General features: G+C 65.0%; 15 protein-coding genes. 5 read left to right on the top strand and 10 right to left on the bottom strand.

The genetic code is table 11. The annotated features are described in order from the left end of the window. Positions 1–54: 54 nt before the first annotated feature. The 4 genes from ACP2YP_RS08950 to ACP2YP_RS08935 form a co-directional block, all read right to left on the bottom strand. Positions 55–1,209 (bottom strand): ABC transporter substrate-binding protein, encoded by a 1,155-nt coding sequence (locus ACP2YP_RS08950; protein ID WP_426423731.1) that lies wholly within the window; start codon positions 1,207–1,209, stop codon positions 55–57. Positions 1,210–1,233: 24 nt separating this feature from the next. Continuing rightward, positions 1,234–2,067 (bottom strand): amidohydrolase family protein, encoded by an 834-nt coding sequence (locus ACP2YP_RS08945; protein WP_426423730.1) that lies wholly within the window; start codon positions 2,065–2,067, stop codon positions 1,234–1,236. 25 nt (positions 2,068–2,092) lie between these two features. Beyond that, positions 2,093–2,932, bottom strand: a complete 840-nt coding sequence (locus tag ACP2YP_RS08940; RefSeq protein ID WP_426423728.1) for a shikimate dehydrogenase — start codon at positions 2,930–2,932, stop codon at positions 2,093–2,095. Positions 2,933–3,058: 126 nt separating this feature from the next. Next, positions 3,059–5,161 (bottom strand): adenylate/guanylate cyclase domain-containing protein, encoded by a 2,103-nt coding sequence (locus tag ACP2YP_RS08935; protein ID WP_426423726.1) that lies wholly within the window; start codon positions 5,159–5,161, stop codon positions 3,059–3,061. Between the two features lie 322 nt (positions 5,162–5,483). Here ACP2YP_RS08935 and ACP2YP_RS08930 point away from each other — a divergent pair, with 322 nt between their 5' ends. The 5 genes from ACP2YP_RS08930 to ACP2YP_RS08910 all read left to right on the top strand — a co-directional run bounded on the left by ACP2YP_RS08930 (position 5,484) and on the right by ACP2YP_RS08910 (position 8,922). Next, the gene (locus ACP2YP_RS08930) at positions 5,484–5,789 is read left to right on the top strand and encodes a DUF2282 domain-containing protein (protein ID WP_426423725.1); all 306 of its coding nucleotides are present in this window, start codon (positions 5,484–5,486) and stop codon (positions 5,787–5,789) included. 45 nt (positions 5,790–5,834) lie between these two features. After that, on the top strand, positions 5,835–6,746 hold the full coding sequence (locus ACP2YP_RS08925) for a DUF692 domain-containing protein (RefSeq protein ID WP_426423724.1): 912 nt from the start codon (positions 5,835–5,837) through the stop codon (positions 6,744–6,746). Continuing rightward, positions 6,736–7,512 (top strand): DNA-binding domain-containing protein, encoded by a 777-nt coding sequence (locus tag ACP2YP_RS08920; RefSeq protein WP_426423723.1) that lies wholly within the window; start codon positions 6,736–6,738, stop codon positions 7,510–7,512. Before ACP2YP_RS08925 ends, ACP2YP_RS08920 begins: the two co-directional genes overlap by 11 nt. Beyond that, on the top strand, positions 7,512–8,021 hold the full coding sequence (locus ACP2YP_RS08915) for a DoxX family protein (RefSeq protein WP_426423722.1): 510 nt from the start codon (positions 7,512–7,514) through the stop codon (positions 8,019–8,021). The genes ACP2YP_RS08920 and ACP2YP_RS08915 overlap by 1 nt, the downstream gene beginning before the upstream one ends. A gap of 88 nt (positions 8,022–8,109) precedes the next feature. Next, on the top strand, positions 8,110–8,922 hold the full coding sequence (locus ACP2YP_RS08910) for a class I SAM-dependent methyltransferase (protein WP_426423721.1): 813 nt from the start codon (positions 8,110–8,112) through the stop codon (positions 8,920–8,922). Here ACP2YP_RS08910 and ACP2YP_RS08905 read toward each other — a convergent pair whose 3' ends face one another. The 6 genes from ACP2YP_RS08905 to ACP2YP_RS08880 all read right to left on the bottom strand — a co-directional run bounded on the left by ACP2YP_RS08905 (position 8,923) and on the right by ACP2YP_RS08880 (position 16,086). Then, entirely contained in the window at positions 8,923–10,497 is a 1,575-nt protein-coding gene (locus ACP2YP_RS08905; protein WP_426423720.1) for a L,D-transpeptidase, read from the bottom strand. 542 nt (positions 10,498–11,039) lie between these two features. After that, positions 11,040–12,233, bottom strand: a complete 1,194-nt coding sequence (locus tag ACP2YP_RS08900; protein WP_426423719.1) for a CaiB/BaiF CoA transferase family protein — start codon at positions 12,231–12,233, stop codon at positions 11,040–11,042. Between the two features lie 175 nt (positions 12,234–12,408). Continuing rightward, positions 12,409–13,104: an ABC transporter ATP-binding protein gene (locus tag ACP2YP_RS08895; RefSeq protein ID WP_426423718.1), complete on the bottom strand. Its 696-nt coding sequence runs from the start codon at positions 13,102–13,104 to the stop codon at positions 12,409–12,411. Continuing rightward, on the bottom strand, positions 13,104–13,853 hold the full coding sequence (locus tag ACP2YP_RS08890) for an ABC transporter ATP-binding protein (protein WP_426423716.1): 750 nt from the start codon (positions 13,851–13,853) through the stop codon (positions 13,104–13,106). The genes ACP2YP_RS08895 and ACP2YP_RS08890 overlap by 1 nt, the downstream gene beginning before the upstream one ends. Continuing rightward, positions 13,850–15,142, bottom strand: a complete 1,293-nt coding sequence (locus tag ACP2YP_RS08885; protein ID WP_426423715.1) for a branched-chain amino acid ABC transporter permease — start codon at positions 15,140–15,142, stop codon at positions 13,850–13,852. The genes ACP2YP_RS08890 and ACP2YP_RS08885 overlap by 4 nt, the downstream gene beginning before the upstream one ends. Next, positions 15,139–16,086 carry a branched-chain amino acid ABC transporter permease gene (locus ACP2YP_RS08880; protein WP_426423713.1) on the bottom strand — a complete coding sequence of 316 codons (948 nt, stop codon included), beginning with the start codon at positions 16,084–16,086 and terminating at the stop codon, positions 15,139–15,141. The genes ACP2YP_RS08885 and ACP2YP_RS08880 overlap by 4 nt, the downstream gene beginning before the upstream one ends. Positions 16,087–16,161 lie beyond the last annotated feature (75 nt).

Here is a 16,161-nt window from a genome sequence, read left to right as displayed (position 1 = left end):
GCCCGTTGACGAGCGAATCCAGGCCATAGGCGCGGGTCGCGAGGCTTGCACTCCTCACTCGCTCTTGCCGCCGTTCAGCTTCGGCAATGTCTCGACGATCTTCTGCTTGCCGTCGACGATCTCGGCCAGAAAGCTGGCGCGGTCGATATCGCCGTTCTGGTCCCAGCTTGCTTCCATCAGCATGCCCGGCGCTTTGTCGGGCGTCAGCGTCAGGCCCTTCATCGCCGCGCCAAAGGCCTTGCTGTCGAACTTGCCGATCTTCTCGGTGACGTATTTGACGAGGTAGACCGCGGTGTAGCCCTTGATGCCGTTGTGGTCGGGCCGGTACTTGAAGCGCTCGCTGAATTTTTTGGTGAACGCCTCGATCGCTGGAATCGGCGCATCGGCGCTCAAGCCGACATGGCCGCGCACGCCGTTGGCGGCGGGGCCGGCGAGCTCGACCACTTTCTGGCTGAGCAGCGTGGTCTCGCCGAACAGCGGCGTCGACAGGCCTTGCCGTTTGGCCTCGATCAGGAAGCGCGCGCTCTCCTCCTCGTTGGTGTAGACGAACACGGCGTCGGCCTTGGCGCTCTTGAGCTTGATGACGTCGGAGCCGAAATCGACCTGGCCCTGCTCGGTGGAGATATCGGCCGCGACCTCGATGTTACGCGTCTTCATCTCCTTCACAAAGTTGTCGTGGCCGCCCTTGCCGAAATCATTGTTGACCCAGACCACCGCGACGCTTTTCACCTTGAGCTTGTCGTGCAGATAGTTGGCGATCTTCGGCATCGAGAATTGCTGGCCGAAGGCGGTGCGAAACACCCAGGGATTGCCCTGGGTCGTGATGTCGGCGGCCTCGGCGCCGACGATCTGCGGGATCTCGGCTTGTTGGGTCAGCGCCATGTTGACCTTGACCGAGCCGGAATAGATCGGCCCGAGCACGACATAGGGATCCTTGTCCAGGACCTTCTGCAACTGCGCGCGCGAGATGCCGGGATTGCTCTGGGTGTCCAGATGCTCGGTCTGGATCTTGCGACCCAGAATGCCGCCGGCGGCGTTGACCTCGTCGACCGCGAGCGCGACGCCGTCCCGCCAGTTGGTGCCCGACACGGCGCCGGGGCCAGAGAGCTCGATGACATCGGGGATGTAGACCGTGCTCTGCGCGCGGGCCGCGCCCGTCGTGAGCGATGCCGCTAACGCAATGACGAGCGTTCCTGCAAAATGCCTCATGATGTCCTCCCCTTTGCTTATCTTTTATGATCCGTCGAAGCCGAGAAGTTTCGCCGGCGTTCGCCACAGCAGGCGATGCTGGTCGCCTGGATCCGAAAACAGCTTTGTCAGCACCGCGAGCAGCGGCCCGTAGTCGAGCCGTTCAGCGGCGCGCAGGAACGGATAGTCCGATCCCCAGACGCAGCGATCGAGCGTGAAGGCCTCGACCAGCGCGGCGATGAACGGCCAGGTGTCCTCATAAGGATGCGGCTGCTGCGAGAACTTGTAATAACCGGACAGCTTGACATGCGCGTCGCGCTCGCGGCCGAGCGCGAGCAGCGCCTGGAAGGCCTTTCCTCTCACGCCTTGCGAGACTGACGGCCGGCCGCAATGGTCGAACACCAGGCGTACCGGTGACTTGTCGATCAGCGGCAGCAGGTCGAGCAACTGATCGTTCTCGACCTGGATCTGGAGGAACAGGCCGAGGTTCGTCAGCTTCTCCAGCAGCGGCGCGGTATTGCGATAATAATCGGCACCGTGGAACGGCACGTTGAAGGCGACGCCGATCACGCCGGCGGCCTTCAATCGTTCGAGCTCGCGGATATCGACATCGTTCTCGACGACGGCGACGCCCTTGAAGCGGCCGCCGCCCTGACTCAGCGTGTCGAGCAGGATGCGGCTGTCGCTGCCGTAGCCGGTGTTGGTAGCGACCACGAGCGCATGGCGGACATCAAAGACATCGAACACGCGGATCAGCTGCGCTGCCGGCGCGATCTCCTGCCCGCTCGGCCGGTACGGCGTATCGGCGCCATAGGGAAAACGGACGGGATCGATGGCATGGATGTGGCAGTCGATCTTGGGGCCCGCCGGCAATGTCATGGCGAAAAACTCCCCGGCGTGCGCTTCAGAACGTGGCCTCGATGGCCTTGATGAGCTCGGGCGTCACATCGGGCATCACGCCGAACCAGGCCTTGAAGGCGAGCCGTGCCTGGTTGAGCAAGAGGCCGAGCCCGTTCACCGTGACACAGCCGCGCGCGCGGGCCTCAGCCAGGAACGGCGTCTCGAGCGGCGTGTAGATGAGATCGGCAGTGAGCGTTGCCGGTTTCAGCCGCGACAGGTCGATCTCGAGCGCGCTTTTGCCGACCATGCCGCGGTCGGTGCAGTTGACGAGCAGCGCGACATCACCAAGCGCCGCGGCGCGATCGTCCCACGCGACGGTGCCGACGGCGGAGCCGAATTCGGTCGCGATCGCCTGCGCCTTCTCGGCCGTGCGATTGGCGATGCGGATCTCGCGTGCGCCGTTCTCCAGCAGCGCCACGACCACCGCGCGCGAGGCGCCGCCCGCGCCCAGCAGCAGGATCGGCCCGGCATCGCCGCGCCAGTCGGCCTTGGCGTCGCGCAGGCTTTGCACAAAGCCGTTGCCGTCATTGTTGAAGCCGGACAGCGTGCCGTCCGCCTCGACGACGATGGTGTTGACGGCGCCGATGCGCTTGGCGGTCTCGTTGACGCGGGTCAGCATCGGCATCGCCGTCTGCTTGTGCGGCATGGTGACGTTGCAGCCGCGGAACCCGAGCGCGACGAGGCCGCGAAGCGCATCCTCGAGCCGCTCTGGCTTCACCGCGAGCGGCACATAGGAACCGCGGATGCCGTGCGCCTTCAGCCAGTAATTGTGAATGACCGGCGAGCGCGAATGCGCGACCGGCATGCCGATGACCCCCGCCAGTCCAAATCCATCCTGCGACATGCCGCGCTTCCCGTCCCTGCCCCGCACCCTTCGGCGCGCGACCATGTTATTTGGTCATTTGTCCAATTCTATTAGGGGGAATGGCAAGCCCGCGCAATCTGAATCTGGGGGACGCGGGCGCCGCCGCTATTTCGACGTCAACGCCGCCACGGGCCGCCAGGCGGGATCGGGCGCGACTGCCGCGAGCTGCCGGCAGCGGTCGCGCATCAGCTCGGCCGGGCGATCGTGGCCACGCTGTTTCAAGACGGCCTCGAAATCGGCGAGCGCGGCGGCGAACCGGCGCGCGCGATAGTTGGCGAGGCCGCGCGCGTAATCCGCGATCCAGCCGATCGCCTCGCCACCGCTTGCGCTCTCGTTCGCGATCTCGATCTCGATCAGCTCGTGGACGGAGAGTCCCTCCTCCCGTCCATAGACCGCGATACTGTCGACCTCACGCGTGACGACGGCGCCGCGCGCCAGATGTTCGGTCGTCTCGCCGATCAGGATTTGCGTTCCATAGGATTTGTTGACGCCTTCGAGCCGGCTCGCAACGTTCACGGCATCGCCGATCACGGTGTAGTTCAGCCGCAGCTCCGAGCCGATATTGCCGACCAGCATGCGGCCGGAATTGATGCCGATCCGGATCTGGAGCGGCTGGCCGAGATCGTCGGCGAGGCCCGACTGCTCGATCGCCCTGCGGCAGGCGAGCGCCGCGCGGCAGCATCGCGCGGCGTGATCAGCTTGCGGCTGCGGCGCGCCCCAGAACGCCATCACGGCGTCGCCGATGAACTTGTCGATGGTCCCGCCATTGGCGACGATGATCTCCGCGGTGACGTCGAGATAGCGCGACAGCAGCGGCACCACGCGATCGCCGAGACGCTCGGACAGACCGGTGAAGCCAGCAATGTCGATGAACATCACACTGAGCTCCTGGATGCTTCCGCCAGGCCTGGCCTCGACGCCCTGGCGCAGCAGAGCGCGGACCAGATCGGCCGGGATGAACTTGCGGAAGGCGGATAGTCCGGACGCCATCTCGGCGATCGCACCCGACAGGCTCGCGATCTCCTTGAGCCGGGACGGATGCCGGCGAACCTGTTCCAGCGCGAAGGCTTCGACATGGCGAAGCTCGCCGACGACGCGTGACAATGGCGCGGCAATGACGGAACGCGCAAGCGCCGCCGACGCGAGTGCCGCAAGCACCGCGCCGATGGCAAGGCCCAGGATCAGGTGCCGCAGCGTGGTCTCGACCGGACCGAGGAATTCGGCCTCCGGGATGATAGTTGCCAGCGACCAGCCGGGAAACGGCAATGGCGTGAGCGCGACTTCATAGGCCGCGCCTTGCGAGATGAGCCGGCTTCGCCAGGCTTCCTTGCGGCCGGCCTCGCCGGCTTTCGCGAGCGCCGTCCGCGCCAGCGGCAACAGCGCGGTGTCTGCCTGCGCCGAATGCAGCTCGTCGGCCGTCTTGTCCGGCGCGGCGACAAGCTCGCCGCTGTCGTCGATGATGAAAGCCGTTCCGGTGCGCCCGACCTCGAGCTGCGACAGGAAGCGCGCAAGCCTGGTATATTCAATGATGACGGCAAGAACGCCCTGCCGCTCCTGATAGACGTCGATCGGTCCCGCAAAGGCGATCGACGGCCGCTGGCCGGTCGGGTGGTCCGTGACCCGGAACCATTGCGGGTCGTCCGCGGCGAGCCCGGCCTTGAACCAGGCCTGATCGGCGACGCGGAATCCGGTCGGCTCGAAGCGGCGATTGGCGAATTCGATATCGCCGGGCACGACGTCATATTCATCGACGCGGCGCTCGCCCGCATGATCGGTCAGCGAAATCTCCATCATCTCCAGGCGGCGATCACCGAGCTTGTGGGCGGCGAAGAACGAGCCATCGGGCCAGCCGAAGGCGACCCAGGAGATCGTCGCCTGCGATTGCAGTTGCGACAGGAACACGAATTCGCGCTTGTCGGCTTCGCGGGTGTCGAGCACGTTCTGGAGGAACAGGGTGCGGATCGCGGTGTGCGCGGCGCGCGCCTCGTCGACGATCGCCGAAACCTCCTTGCGCACCGCCGCCACGATCTGCTCGTTGATGGTGGAGGCGAGCTGCCGGCTGGTCTCCTCCGCCGTCCGCCACCACAACAGGCTGGAGAGCGCCGCCGTCAGCAGGATCGTGGCCAGGACCAGCGCGGAGACGGCGAGACGGATGCTGAACGTCAGCCGGGCGAGCGCCTGAAGGTGCCGTGCGGGATCAACGTTCATCGTGGTTTCCGTGCTCCGGCGAAGCCGCGACTGGCCACATCTCCTGTTATCGCTCTACGTGGCGCGCTTATGTTCGTTACGTGTCGCATGCCCATGCGCCGCCGCCAATGCTCTGCCGCTAACGTCTCGATAGCACCTAGGCATTGGCCTCGCCGCGCGGTTTGCCCGCTAATCCCGGCCCAAGCGCACGGCCTGTGCGCCCTCACCCAACGGTCTCACGGACTCGTGAGCGGCCCGAAAGTAACCCGGGTTGTGGACGAGACGAATGAGACGGTGTGCCCCTCGCTTTGACAAGCGAAGCCACCTCAAAAGGAGAATCTCGATGTCTGCCAAACTTGCCATCACCACGCTCGCTCTCGCCGGCGCCATGTCGACCGCGCTTGCAACTCTCGCGACCGCCGCCCCGCTCACCAAGGCCGAAGCCGATGCGGCCGTTGCCGCCAAGAAGGAGAAGTGTTTTGGCGTCGCGTTGAAGGGCCAGAACGATTGCGCGGCCGGGCCGGGCACGACCTGCCAGGGCACCTCGACCACCGACTTCCAGGGCAATGCCTGGAAGTTCGTCCAGGGCGGCACTTGCACCACCATCGATCTGCCGGGCGGCAAGAAGGGCTCGCTGAAGCCAGTCTAAGGTTCCGAACCGGAACATCGCCAAACAGGAAAGCGGAGGAGCGACATGAACACGACGACCGGGCCTGTCCCGTCCACGCCCCTCCGCTTTCCGATTCCAATCGGTGGCGTTGCCGGCACCAGCTTCAAGCACGCGCACCTCGCCGCCATCCTCGCCAATGCCCCGCAACGCGGCTTCTTCGAGGTCCATGCCGAGAACTACATGGGCGCGGGCGGTCCGCCGCACCGCGCGCTGGAAGAAATCCGCCGCGACCATCCGCTCTCGCTGCACGGCGTCTGCATGTCGCTCGGCGGACCACAGCCGCTCGACAAGGCGCATCTGGCCCGCTTCCGCGGCCTGGTGGCGCGCTATCAGCCGGCCATGGTGTCCGAGCATCTCGCCTGGTCGACGCATGAGACGAGCTTCTTCAACGACCTGCTGCCGCTGCCCTACACCGAGGCGACGCTGCGCCACGTCTGCGATCATATCGACCAGATGCAGGACGCGATCCGGCGCCCGATCCTGCTGGAAAACCCGTCGACCTATCTCGCCTTCACCGAAACGACGATGAGCGAGACCGATTTCATCCGCGCCGTCGCCGCGCGCACCGGATGCGGCCTGCTGCTCGATATCAACAACGTGTTCGTGTCCGCGACAAATCATGGATTTTCCGCACTCGACTATCTCGCCGATTTTCCGCTGTCGCGCGTAGGCGAAATTCATCTCGCCGGGCACGACGAGCAGGCGGACGACGACGGCGCGCCGCTCCTGATCGACAGCCATGACGGCCCGGTCGCCGACGCCGTGTGGAAGCTCTACGAGATCGTCATCGAGCGCTGCGGCCCGGTGCCGACGCTGATCGAATGGGACTCCAAAATTCCGGATTGGCCGGTCCTGCAGGCGGAGGCCGCCGCCGCACAGGCGATCCTCGATCGCCGCGGGATCGCCGCGCCTGCGGAGGACCGTCATGCCGCCTGAGCCGGTCTCCTTTGCCGCGGCCTTCGCGCCGGCGCTGCTGGATCCCAAGCGCACCGCGCCACCGGTCGTCACCGGGCCGAACGGCAGGGCCGCAGGAAAGCGCTACGATGTCTATCGCAACAACGTCACGGTGAGCCTGATCGACGCACTCGCCGCCATCTATCCGGCGGTGCAGCGCATCACCGGCACCGACTTCTTCCGCGCGATGGCGCGCTTCCATGTGCGCGAGAATCCGCCGACCTCGCCGCTGCTGTTCGAATATGGCCGCGGCTTTCCGGACTTCATTGCACAGTACGAGCACGCGCAGATCATGCCCTGGCTCGCCGATGTCGCCCGGATCGAGCGAGCCTGGCTCGACGCCTACCACGCGCACGATGCGGCGCCGCTGGCGCCGGCGCAACTCGCAACGATCGCGCCGGAACGACTCGGCGATCTCGTTTTCACGCCGCACCCGGCAGCGCGGATCGTGCGGTCGGAATTTTCCGCGGTGACGATATTTGCCGCCAACCGCGATGGCGCGCCTGCGAGTCGCATCGACGCCTCGACGCCCGAAGACGCGCTGATCACGCGCGCTGAATTCGACGTCGTGGTCCGACACCTGCCTCCCGGCGGAGCGGTGTTTGCGACCAGCCTGATGTCGGGCCGGCCGCTCGGCGAGGCCGCCGCGGTCGCCCTGGATGCAGCCGCCGACTTCGACATCGCCACCAATATTGCCGGGCTGGTTGAAGCCGGCGCGTTCACCTCAATTGCCTTCGGAGACGCATGATGATCACGGACCAACGCATGTCGGCTAGCAGCAGCCTTCCGTCGCTCGGACTGCTCGTCGACAAGGCCAACCATCTGGTGCAGACCATCGCCTTGCCCTCGGTTGTTCAGCTGGTGCTGCGCATCGCGCTGGCCGTACCATTCTGGCGCTCCGGCATTCTGAAGTGGGCCGGCTTCCTCAAGCTCAACGACACCGCGGTGACGCTGTTCAGCGACGAGTTCATGCTGCATCTGCCGGGCGGCCCCTATCACTTTCCAGCACCGACCGTGATGGCTTTCCTGTCGGGATGCGGCGAGATCACATTCCCGATTCTCCTCGTGCTCGGTCTCGGCACGCGGTTTGCCGGGCTCGGGCTGCTGTTCATGACGCTGATCGTCGAACTCACAGTGCCCGATGGCTGGCCGATCCACATCACCTGGGCGGCAATGGCCCTCGCCGTCATGGCTTACGGCCCCGGGCGCGTCTCGCTCGATTATCTGATTGGCCGGACGTTCTCGCCAGAGCGATAAACGCGACGGGTCTTAGACGACGCCACGCCGATTTCAGAGCAGTCGATCCGTGCTATCCTCGGAGGTCCAAACCTTCAGCGAGGCATGCATGTCCAGCTCTGACAAGGTTTTCGCCGGCTCGGTCCCGAAGCTCTACGACGAATATCTGGTCCCGCTGATCTTCTCGGTCTATGCCGACGACCTGGCGAGACGCATCGCTGCGCTATCGCCCTCCGACCTGCTCGAGATCGCCGCCGGCACCGGCGCCGTCACGCGGGCCGTGGCAGCACTGCTACCTGCCGGCGTCCGCTATGTCGCGACCGACCTCAACGAGCCGATGCTCGCGGTGGCCAAGCAGCGTCAAGGTGAAGACCCCCGCATGACCTGGCGTCTGGCGGATGCGCTGACGCTGCCCTTCGACGACGCTGCTTTCGACGTCGTCTGCTGCCAGTTCGGTGCCATGTTCTTTCCGGATCGCAGCAAGGGTTATGCGGAAGCGAAGCGGGTATTGAAGCCTGATGGCACCTACCTGTTCAGTGTCTGGGACCGTATCGAGGAAAATGTATTCGCGGATGACGCGACCGTCACGCTCGGCAAGATATTTCCCGACAATCCGCCGCTGTTCATGGCACGGACGCCGCACGGCTATCACGACAAGACGGTCATCAAGGCCGATCTCGAACGCGCCGGCTTCAAGGACATATCGATCGAAACACTGACAGCGATGAGCCGCGGGCCCACGGCCGAATATGTCGCGATCGCGTACTGCCAGGGAACTCCGCTGCGCGGCGAGATCGAAGCCAGGGATGCGAGCAAGCTCGAGGCCGCAACCGATGCCGTCGCGCAAGCCATCCGAAAACGCCACGGCTCCGGACCGGTCGAGGCGAAGATTCAGGCCTTGGTGATCACAGCACGGCCGTGATTACCAAAAGCTCCGCTGCACCGGCTGCGTCGACTGATAGTACTGGTATTGGCCGCCGCGCCGGCGCGGATTGACCGGCTGCGGGTTGGGATCGCGCTGCCCAAAGAAGAAGAAGCCATTGCCACCAAAGCCGTTGCCTCCCCAGCCATCGTCGGTGGCCACTTCCATCGGCGCAGGCGCGGTCGGCTTGCGGGTGATGAAGCCGCCTTGCGGCTGGTTGCTCAGGACCGCGACGAACTCGGTGCGGTAGTTGGTCTCGGCACTCAAGGGCTCGTCCGAGATGATGATCGAGGAACGCGGCAATGCGGTCGGCCCGATGCGATTCCACACGTCCTGCGGGATGGTGACGCGGTCAAGCGCGTCCTTGGCATTGTCGCCTTCGTCGATCGTGACGACGCTCCAGCGCAGGCCCGCGTCGTTCTTCACCATCGCCGTGAAGATGTGCGTGCCGAGCGGCTGGTCGGGATTGCGGATGGTGACGGGAACTTCGATGCTGGTGTCGAACACCTCGCCGCCGCCATCGGGCGCCGGCTTGTGGGTGTTGCGCCGGACATAGAGCTTCTGTGTTGCGCGGCTGATGTAAACCGAGACCGGCTCGAGCGCGAGTTTTGCGTCGGTCGCAGCCTTCACGGCCTCGGCCTTGTTGGCCGCGGCGACTTTGGCGGCTTCCTTGGTGGCAGCCACCGCATCGCGCTTCGGCTGCGCCGCGGCCTTGGCGGCGTCGAGCTGAGTTGCCGCATCCGCGGCCTTGGTCGCGGCCTTCTGCTTCAGCTCGTCGGCCTTTGCCTTGGCCTGGTCGTTCCTGGCGTTCGCGACCAATTTGTCGGCATAGGCGTTCTCGGCGTCGGCGCGGGCCTTCTGCTGCTCCAGCTTGCGCAGCGACGCCGGGAGCGATTGTGCGTCCTTCGCTGCCGCCGCCGCGGCCTTCTTGGCGTCATCAGCCGCGCGCACGACCTCCTCCGCCTCGGCGGAGAGCTTGTCGGCACGCGCGGGAGCCGCCGCAATGGCTTCCTTGCTCGGCACGAACAGCGCGGGATGCGAGAAATCGACCGGAGCGGCATCGTTCGGCGAGATGATCACCCGCATGCCGATATTGGTCTTGTCGAACAGGCCCTCGGCGAAGTTGAAGGGCATGCGCACGCAGCCATGCGAGGCCGCGTAGCCGGGCAGCGGCCCGCCATGCAGCGCGATGCCGTTCCAGGTGATGCGCTGCATGTTCGGCATCCAGGCATCGTCGTACATCGTCGAATGGTGGTCCTTGTCTTTCTCCACCACGGCAAACACGCCGGCGGGGGTCTCGCGCCCGGTCGTGCCGGTCGAGACCGGCGCGCGCAGGATCCAGCCCTCGGAATCGTAGAACGTGACCTGCTGGCTCTTGATCGACACGATCGCCATGATCGGCTCGCCGGCCTCGCGCTGCGCCACCGCTTCGGCGATCTGGCGCGGCTGCTTGGCCGCCATGGCGCCCGGGGTCAGCGCGGTCAGCGCAATCGCAGCCGCGAACATCACAATTCCGGGAGGCCCCCAACGCCGCATCGCTTCCTTGGATTGCGCCGTCGTTATCAGGTCTTTCATGCCATTCCCCGGTTGCGTGTCCGCATTTGGTCGATCTTCGATCAGATTGCGTTCTTTGGATTAAGAAATCGCAGCCACCATCTGTTCCGTATTTGGCGATATTCGGTCCGTTCCGGCGATGAAACTCTCATATACGAGGGTCCGTGCGGGCGGAAGGGCGGTTCGCGGCCGGAGCTGGCGGACGCGCTGCGGCGGAATGTCCGCCGCAGGCGGCGAGGACGGGATGTGACCGGAATCACAGAGAATTGCGGGAAGCCGCGGCAACATTGGCGGTCCCCTCTTGCGGCCGTCCTGATCGGCGTTGCCCGCAATCTCGGTTCTTGAGGCGGATAGGCCTGTCCACTCGCGACGATCGGTCATCCGGCGCTAAGCCAGATGGCTTTGATCTTCATTACTTTTTTTGTGACGCAACCCACAGAGGTTCGTGCTGCTAGCTTCGGCGGCAGGTCGAAATGTACTGGCAGCAGAGCTTTGGACCGGTGACCATGACGGCGTCGGCGGGCAGCAAGCGATAGCGCCTCACGTGAGTTGGCGCGCCCGTTTTAAGGCGCGCCAACGGCCTTGTTCGCGACGAGCGTTTCGATCTCGGCGTCGCTCAGGCCAGCTTCGCGCAACACCTCGCGCGAATGTTCGCCGAGACGCGGCGCCATGCGGTGGATGCCGGCCGGGCTTTCGGAGAATTTCGTTGCGGGGCGCGCCTGGCGGATGCGGCCTTCCGTGGGATGATCGATATCCGCGAACAATCCGACGGCCGCGAGATGCGGCTGATCGCCGATCTCGGTGAGACGAGCAAACGCTGTGTGCGGCACATCCAGCCGCAGCAGCAGTTCCTCCCACTCCGCCGTGGTGCGGGTCGGTCCGATCTCGCTCATGCAGTCGTAGATCTTGTCGATGTTTTGCGAGCGCAGCACGGGGTCGCGCACGCCGAGCTCGTCGCTCAATTCGGGGCGGCCGACGGCCTCGAAGAAAGCGCACCAATTGTCCCCGGAATAGGGCAGCATGGTCAGCCAGCCGTCCTTGGTCTTCACCGGACGGCGGTTCTTCATGCGCTTGTAGCCAGCGGGGCCGATCGGCGGATCGAACGCATGTCCGCCCAGCATCTCGATGCTGTTGAAGCCGGCGATCGTTTCCAGCATCGGCACCTCGACCATCTGGCCTTGGCCAGTGCGCTCGCGCCGGAACAGCGCGGCGGACACCGCGCCGACCATCGCCAGCGCGCAGATCTTGTCGCCGATCAGGCTCGGAACGAATTCCGGCTCCTCGTCAGATCCGATCGATGATGCGAGGCCAGAGGCCGCCTGGATGATCTCGTCGAAGGCGGGCCGCGCCGCCCACGGGCCGTCCTGGCCAAAACCGGTCGCCGCCGCGTAGATCAGCCGCGGATTGAGCTTTGCACAATCGGCGTAACCGAAGCCGAGCCGCGCCATCGCTGCGGGGCGCACATTGGTGACGAGCGCATCGACCGTCGGGATCAGCCTGGCCAGCGCCGCCTTGCCGTCGGGATGCTTCAGGTCGAGCGCGAGGCTGCGCTTGTTGCGATTGACCGCCATGAACTGGCCGCTCATGCCGCGGTTCCGGAACACGCCGGTGTAGCGCCAGGTATCACCCGAGGGCGGCTCGATCTTGATGACGTCGGCGCCCCAGTCGCCGAGCATCTGCGCGGCATAGGGTCCGAACAACACGCTCGTCAGATCGAGAACGCGGATACCGCTGAGGGGGCCGGTTGGTGTCGTCATGTCTTCACTGCGGTTGGAGGAAGTGACCGCGGGCAGGCACGCCGCATCGCTCGCGATGTCGGCGGCCGGGACGATACCTTGATTATCAGGCGTGAGATGTAGCTTAGAATTCAGATGCGTATGCGCGGCTTGCAGTCGTTCTGTTTTGCGCGCGCGTCACACGGGAGTGCGAGCGTCAGACCTCGAGCCATTCCTGCCGCACCGCGGCATTCGCCTTCAGCTCTTCGGGCGTGCCTTCGAACACGACGCGGCCGTGGCCCATGATGTAGACGCGCTTGGAGATGCGCATCGCGATCGACAGTTTTTGCTCGACGAGGAGAATGGCGACGCCGGCTTGCGCGATCCGCGCGATGAGATCGCCGACTTGTTGGACGATCAAAGGCGCGAGACCTTCGGTCGGCTCGTCGATCATGATCAGATCGGGATCGCCCATCAGCGTCCGGCATGTCGTGAGCATCTGCTTCTCGCCGCCGGACAGCACGCCCGCGGCCGTGTCGGCGCGTGCGGCGAGATTGGGGAACATGTCGAGCATGTCCTGCAGCCGCCATTTGCCGGGACGGCGCGTGTCCTTGATGCCGAGCAGGAGGTTCTGGCGGACCGTCAGGCTCGGGAAGATATCGCGATGCTCCGGCACGTAGCCGAGGCCCAGGCGAGCGATTTTGTAGCTGGGCAGGCCGGCAATGTCCTTGCCCTTGAAGCGGATCGTGCCTTGCGGCGCGACCTCGCCCATGATCGCCTTGACCGTGGTGGAGCGGCCGACGCCATTGCGGCCGAGCAGGCTCACGACCTCGCCGGCGGCGACGTCGAGATCGACGCCCTGGAGGATGTGGCTCTTGCCGTAATAGGCGTGGAGATCCCTGACCTCGAGCATCAGTGCGCTTCCTCGCCGAGATAGGCTTCCTTGACCTTCGGATCGCGCCGGATCTCTTCCGGCGTGCCCGAGGCGATGATGTGGCCGTAAACCAGGACCGAGATGCGGTCGGCGAGGCCGAACACGACGCTCATATCGTGCTCGACGATCACGAGCGTCTTGCCCTCGGTCAACCGCCGGATCAGCGACACGGCGCGATCGGTTTCGGCGTGGCTCATGCCTGCGGTCGGCTCATCCAGCATCACGACCGTGGCGCCGCTCGCAATGGTGATGCCGATCTCGAGCTCGCGCTGCTCGGCGTAGGTCAGAAGCCCGGCCGGCACGTCGCGCCGGTGCGTGAGATGAATGTCGTCGAGGATTTGCGCCGTGCGCTCGCGCACCTCAGGCAGGCTGTCGACGTTCTTCCAGAACGCGTATCGATGCCCCGTCGCCCACAGCACGGCACAGCGCACGTTCTCCCAGACCGTCATGCGCGCGAACACGTTGGTGACCTGGAACGAGCGCGACAGGCCGCGGCGGTTGATCTCGAATGGCTGCAAGCCAGAGATCAGATCGCCGTTCAGCTTCACCTCGCCCGAGGTCGGCGCGATATGGCCGCTGATCAGGTTGAAGGTGGTGGATTTCCCGGCGCCGTTCGGGCCGATGATGGCGTGGCGCTCACCCTTGGCGACACTGAGATTGAGGTCGCGGATGATGCCGACATTGCCGAATCGCTTCTCGACGGCGCGGACTTCGATGGCTGCGGTCATGCGAGATATCCCCGGTCACGCGCCACCGTGGCAGCCCGGTCCCATGCCTCCGCGATCCGCCGCCAGGTCAGCCGCGCGACGAACGCGCCACCGACGACAAGAATCGCAGCCGCGATCCATGTCACCGGCGATGTCGGATTGAAGGCGATACCGAACAAATTGATGGGATCGCCGCCGGAGAAACGTGCGACGGTCTCGATGGTCAGGATCACGCCGTAGGCCAGGGCAATCGTCGGCACGATCGCGAGGAGATAGGACGGGATCACCGTCCATAGCGTGCCGGCACGGATCAGCGGCCGATGCATCATCAACAGGCCGGCGATGCCACCCGGCGCATACATCACGATGCCGATGAAGATGATGCCGAAATAGAGTTGCCAGGCCGTGGTGAGGTTGGTCAGCCCGAGCTGGAGATAAGTGACCAGGATCGCGCCGAGGATCGGGCCGAAGAAAAATGCGGTGCCGCCGATGAAGGTCGAGAACAGCACGAGACCGGACTGGATCGCGCCGAGATAGGCAGAGTTCGCGATCTCGAAATTGATCGCGGCAAGACCTCCGGCGATGCCGGCGAAGAAGCCGGCAAAGCAGAAGGCGAGATAGCGCACGACGTGCGGATCGTAGCCGATGAACTGGACGCGCTCCGGGTTGTCGCGGACCGCGTTGCAGATCCGCCCGAGCGGCGTGCGCGTCAGCGCGTACATCGCGATCGCCGACAGCACCAGCCAGAACGCAATCAGGTAATAGACCTGAAGCTGCGGCCCGAACGACCAGCCGAGCATTTTCGGCAGCGCGGTGCGGTCCGTGGTGATGCCGGACTCACCGCCGAACACCGAGCGCAGGATCAGCGACGAGGACGCCACCAATTCGCCGATGCCGAGCGAGATCATCGCAAACACCGTGCCGGCGCGCTTGGTCATGACCCAGCCAATGATCATCGCAAACACGAGGCCGCCGATGCCGCCGAACAGCGGAATGAACGGCAGCGGGATCGGCCAACCGTGCGACACCACCGCATTCATCATGTGGCAGGCGGCGAAGCCGCCGAGGCCGTAATGCACGGCGTGACCGAACGACAGCAGGCCGGTCTGGCCGAGCAGGATGTTATAGGACAGCGCGAACACGATCGCGATGCCGATCAGGCTGAAGGATGTCAGCGAGCCGCCCGACGAGAAGATCATCGGCAGGACGATCAGCACGACGATGCCGATCAGCCAAACGCCGTAGAAGCGCAGGCTTCCGCCGGCAGCATCTGCCGGCACCTTGGAGGTCGAAGTCGCAGCCGTGGTCATGATTCGCGCGTCCCCATCAGGCCCATGGGGCGTACGATCAGAATGATCACCAGCAGGAGATAGGGAACGATCGGCGCGACCTGAGCGATCGTGACGTTCCAGACGTCGGTGAGGACGGACGGTCCCGCCGACGGATCGAGCGGCCCGAAGGCGCTCGCCAGCGAGCCATCGAGCGCCACCGCGAAGGTCTGCACCAATCCGATGACGAGCGAGGCGATGAAGGCGCCAGGCAAGGAGCCGAGGCCGCCGAACACGATGACCACGAACAGGATGGGTCCGAGCGAAGCGGCCATGTCGGACTGGGTCACCAGGGCGGGACCTGCAATGACACCGGCAAGGGCGGCGAGCGCGCTGCCGACCCCGAACACGGCCATGAAGACGCGCCCGACATTGTGGCCGAGATGCCCGACCATGTGCGGATGGGTCAGCGCCGCCTGGACGATGAGGCCGACCCGGGTCCGCTTCAACACGATCAGGAGCGCCACGAAAATAATGACCGACACGGCCAGCATGAAGATCTTGTAGGCGGGATAGTTGGTCGAGAAGATCGTGAAGGCCGGGAAGTCGAGCAGTGCCGGCACGCGGTAGTCGAGCGGGCTCTTGCCCCAGATCATCGAGACGATCTCTTCGATCGCGAAAGCGAGACCAAACGTCAGCAAGAGCTCGGCGACATGACCGTGCTTGTGGGTATTGCGCAGGCCGTAGCGCTCCACCGCCATGCCGATCGCGCCCACCAGCAGTGGCGCCAGCACCAGCGCCGACCAGAAGCCGATCCACTTCGTGAGCTGGAAGCCGAAGAAGGCGCCGAGCATGTAGAAGCTGGCATGGGCGAAGTTGAGCACGCCCATCATGCTGAAGATGACGGTCAGCCCGCTCGACAGCAGGAAGAGCAGCATGCCGAACAGCACACCGTTCAGGGTCGAAATGACAATGAGTTCAAGCACAGCACACTCATGGATATCCGGGGCCTGATGGCCCCGGTGAACATCGCCCAATCAAAAATAGTCCGGCTGCCGTCA

Origin of the sequence: Bradyrhizobium genosp. A, from assembly GCF_049949275.1 — a bacterium.
Lineage (GTDB): Bacteria > Pseudomonadota > Alphaproteobacteria > Rhizobiales > Xanthobacteraceae > Bradyrhizobium.
Note: the sequence above shows the minus strand (reverse complement) of the source record. Positions and strands in the feature narration are given on the sequence as shown.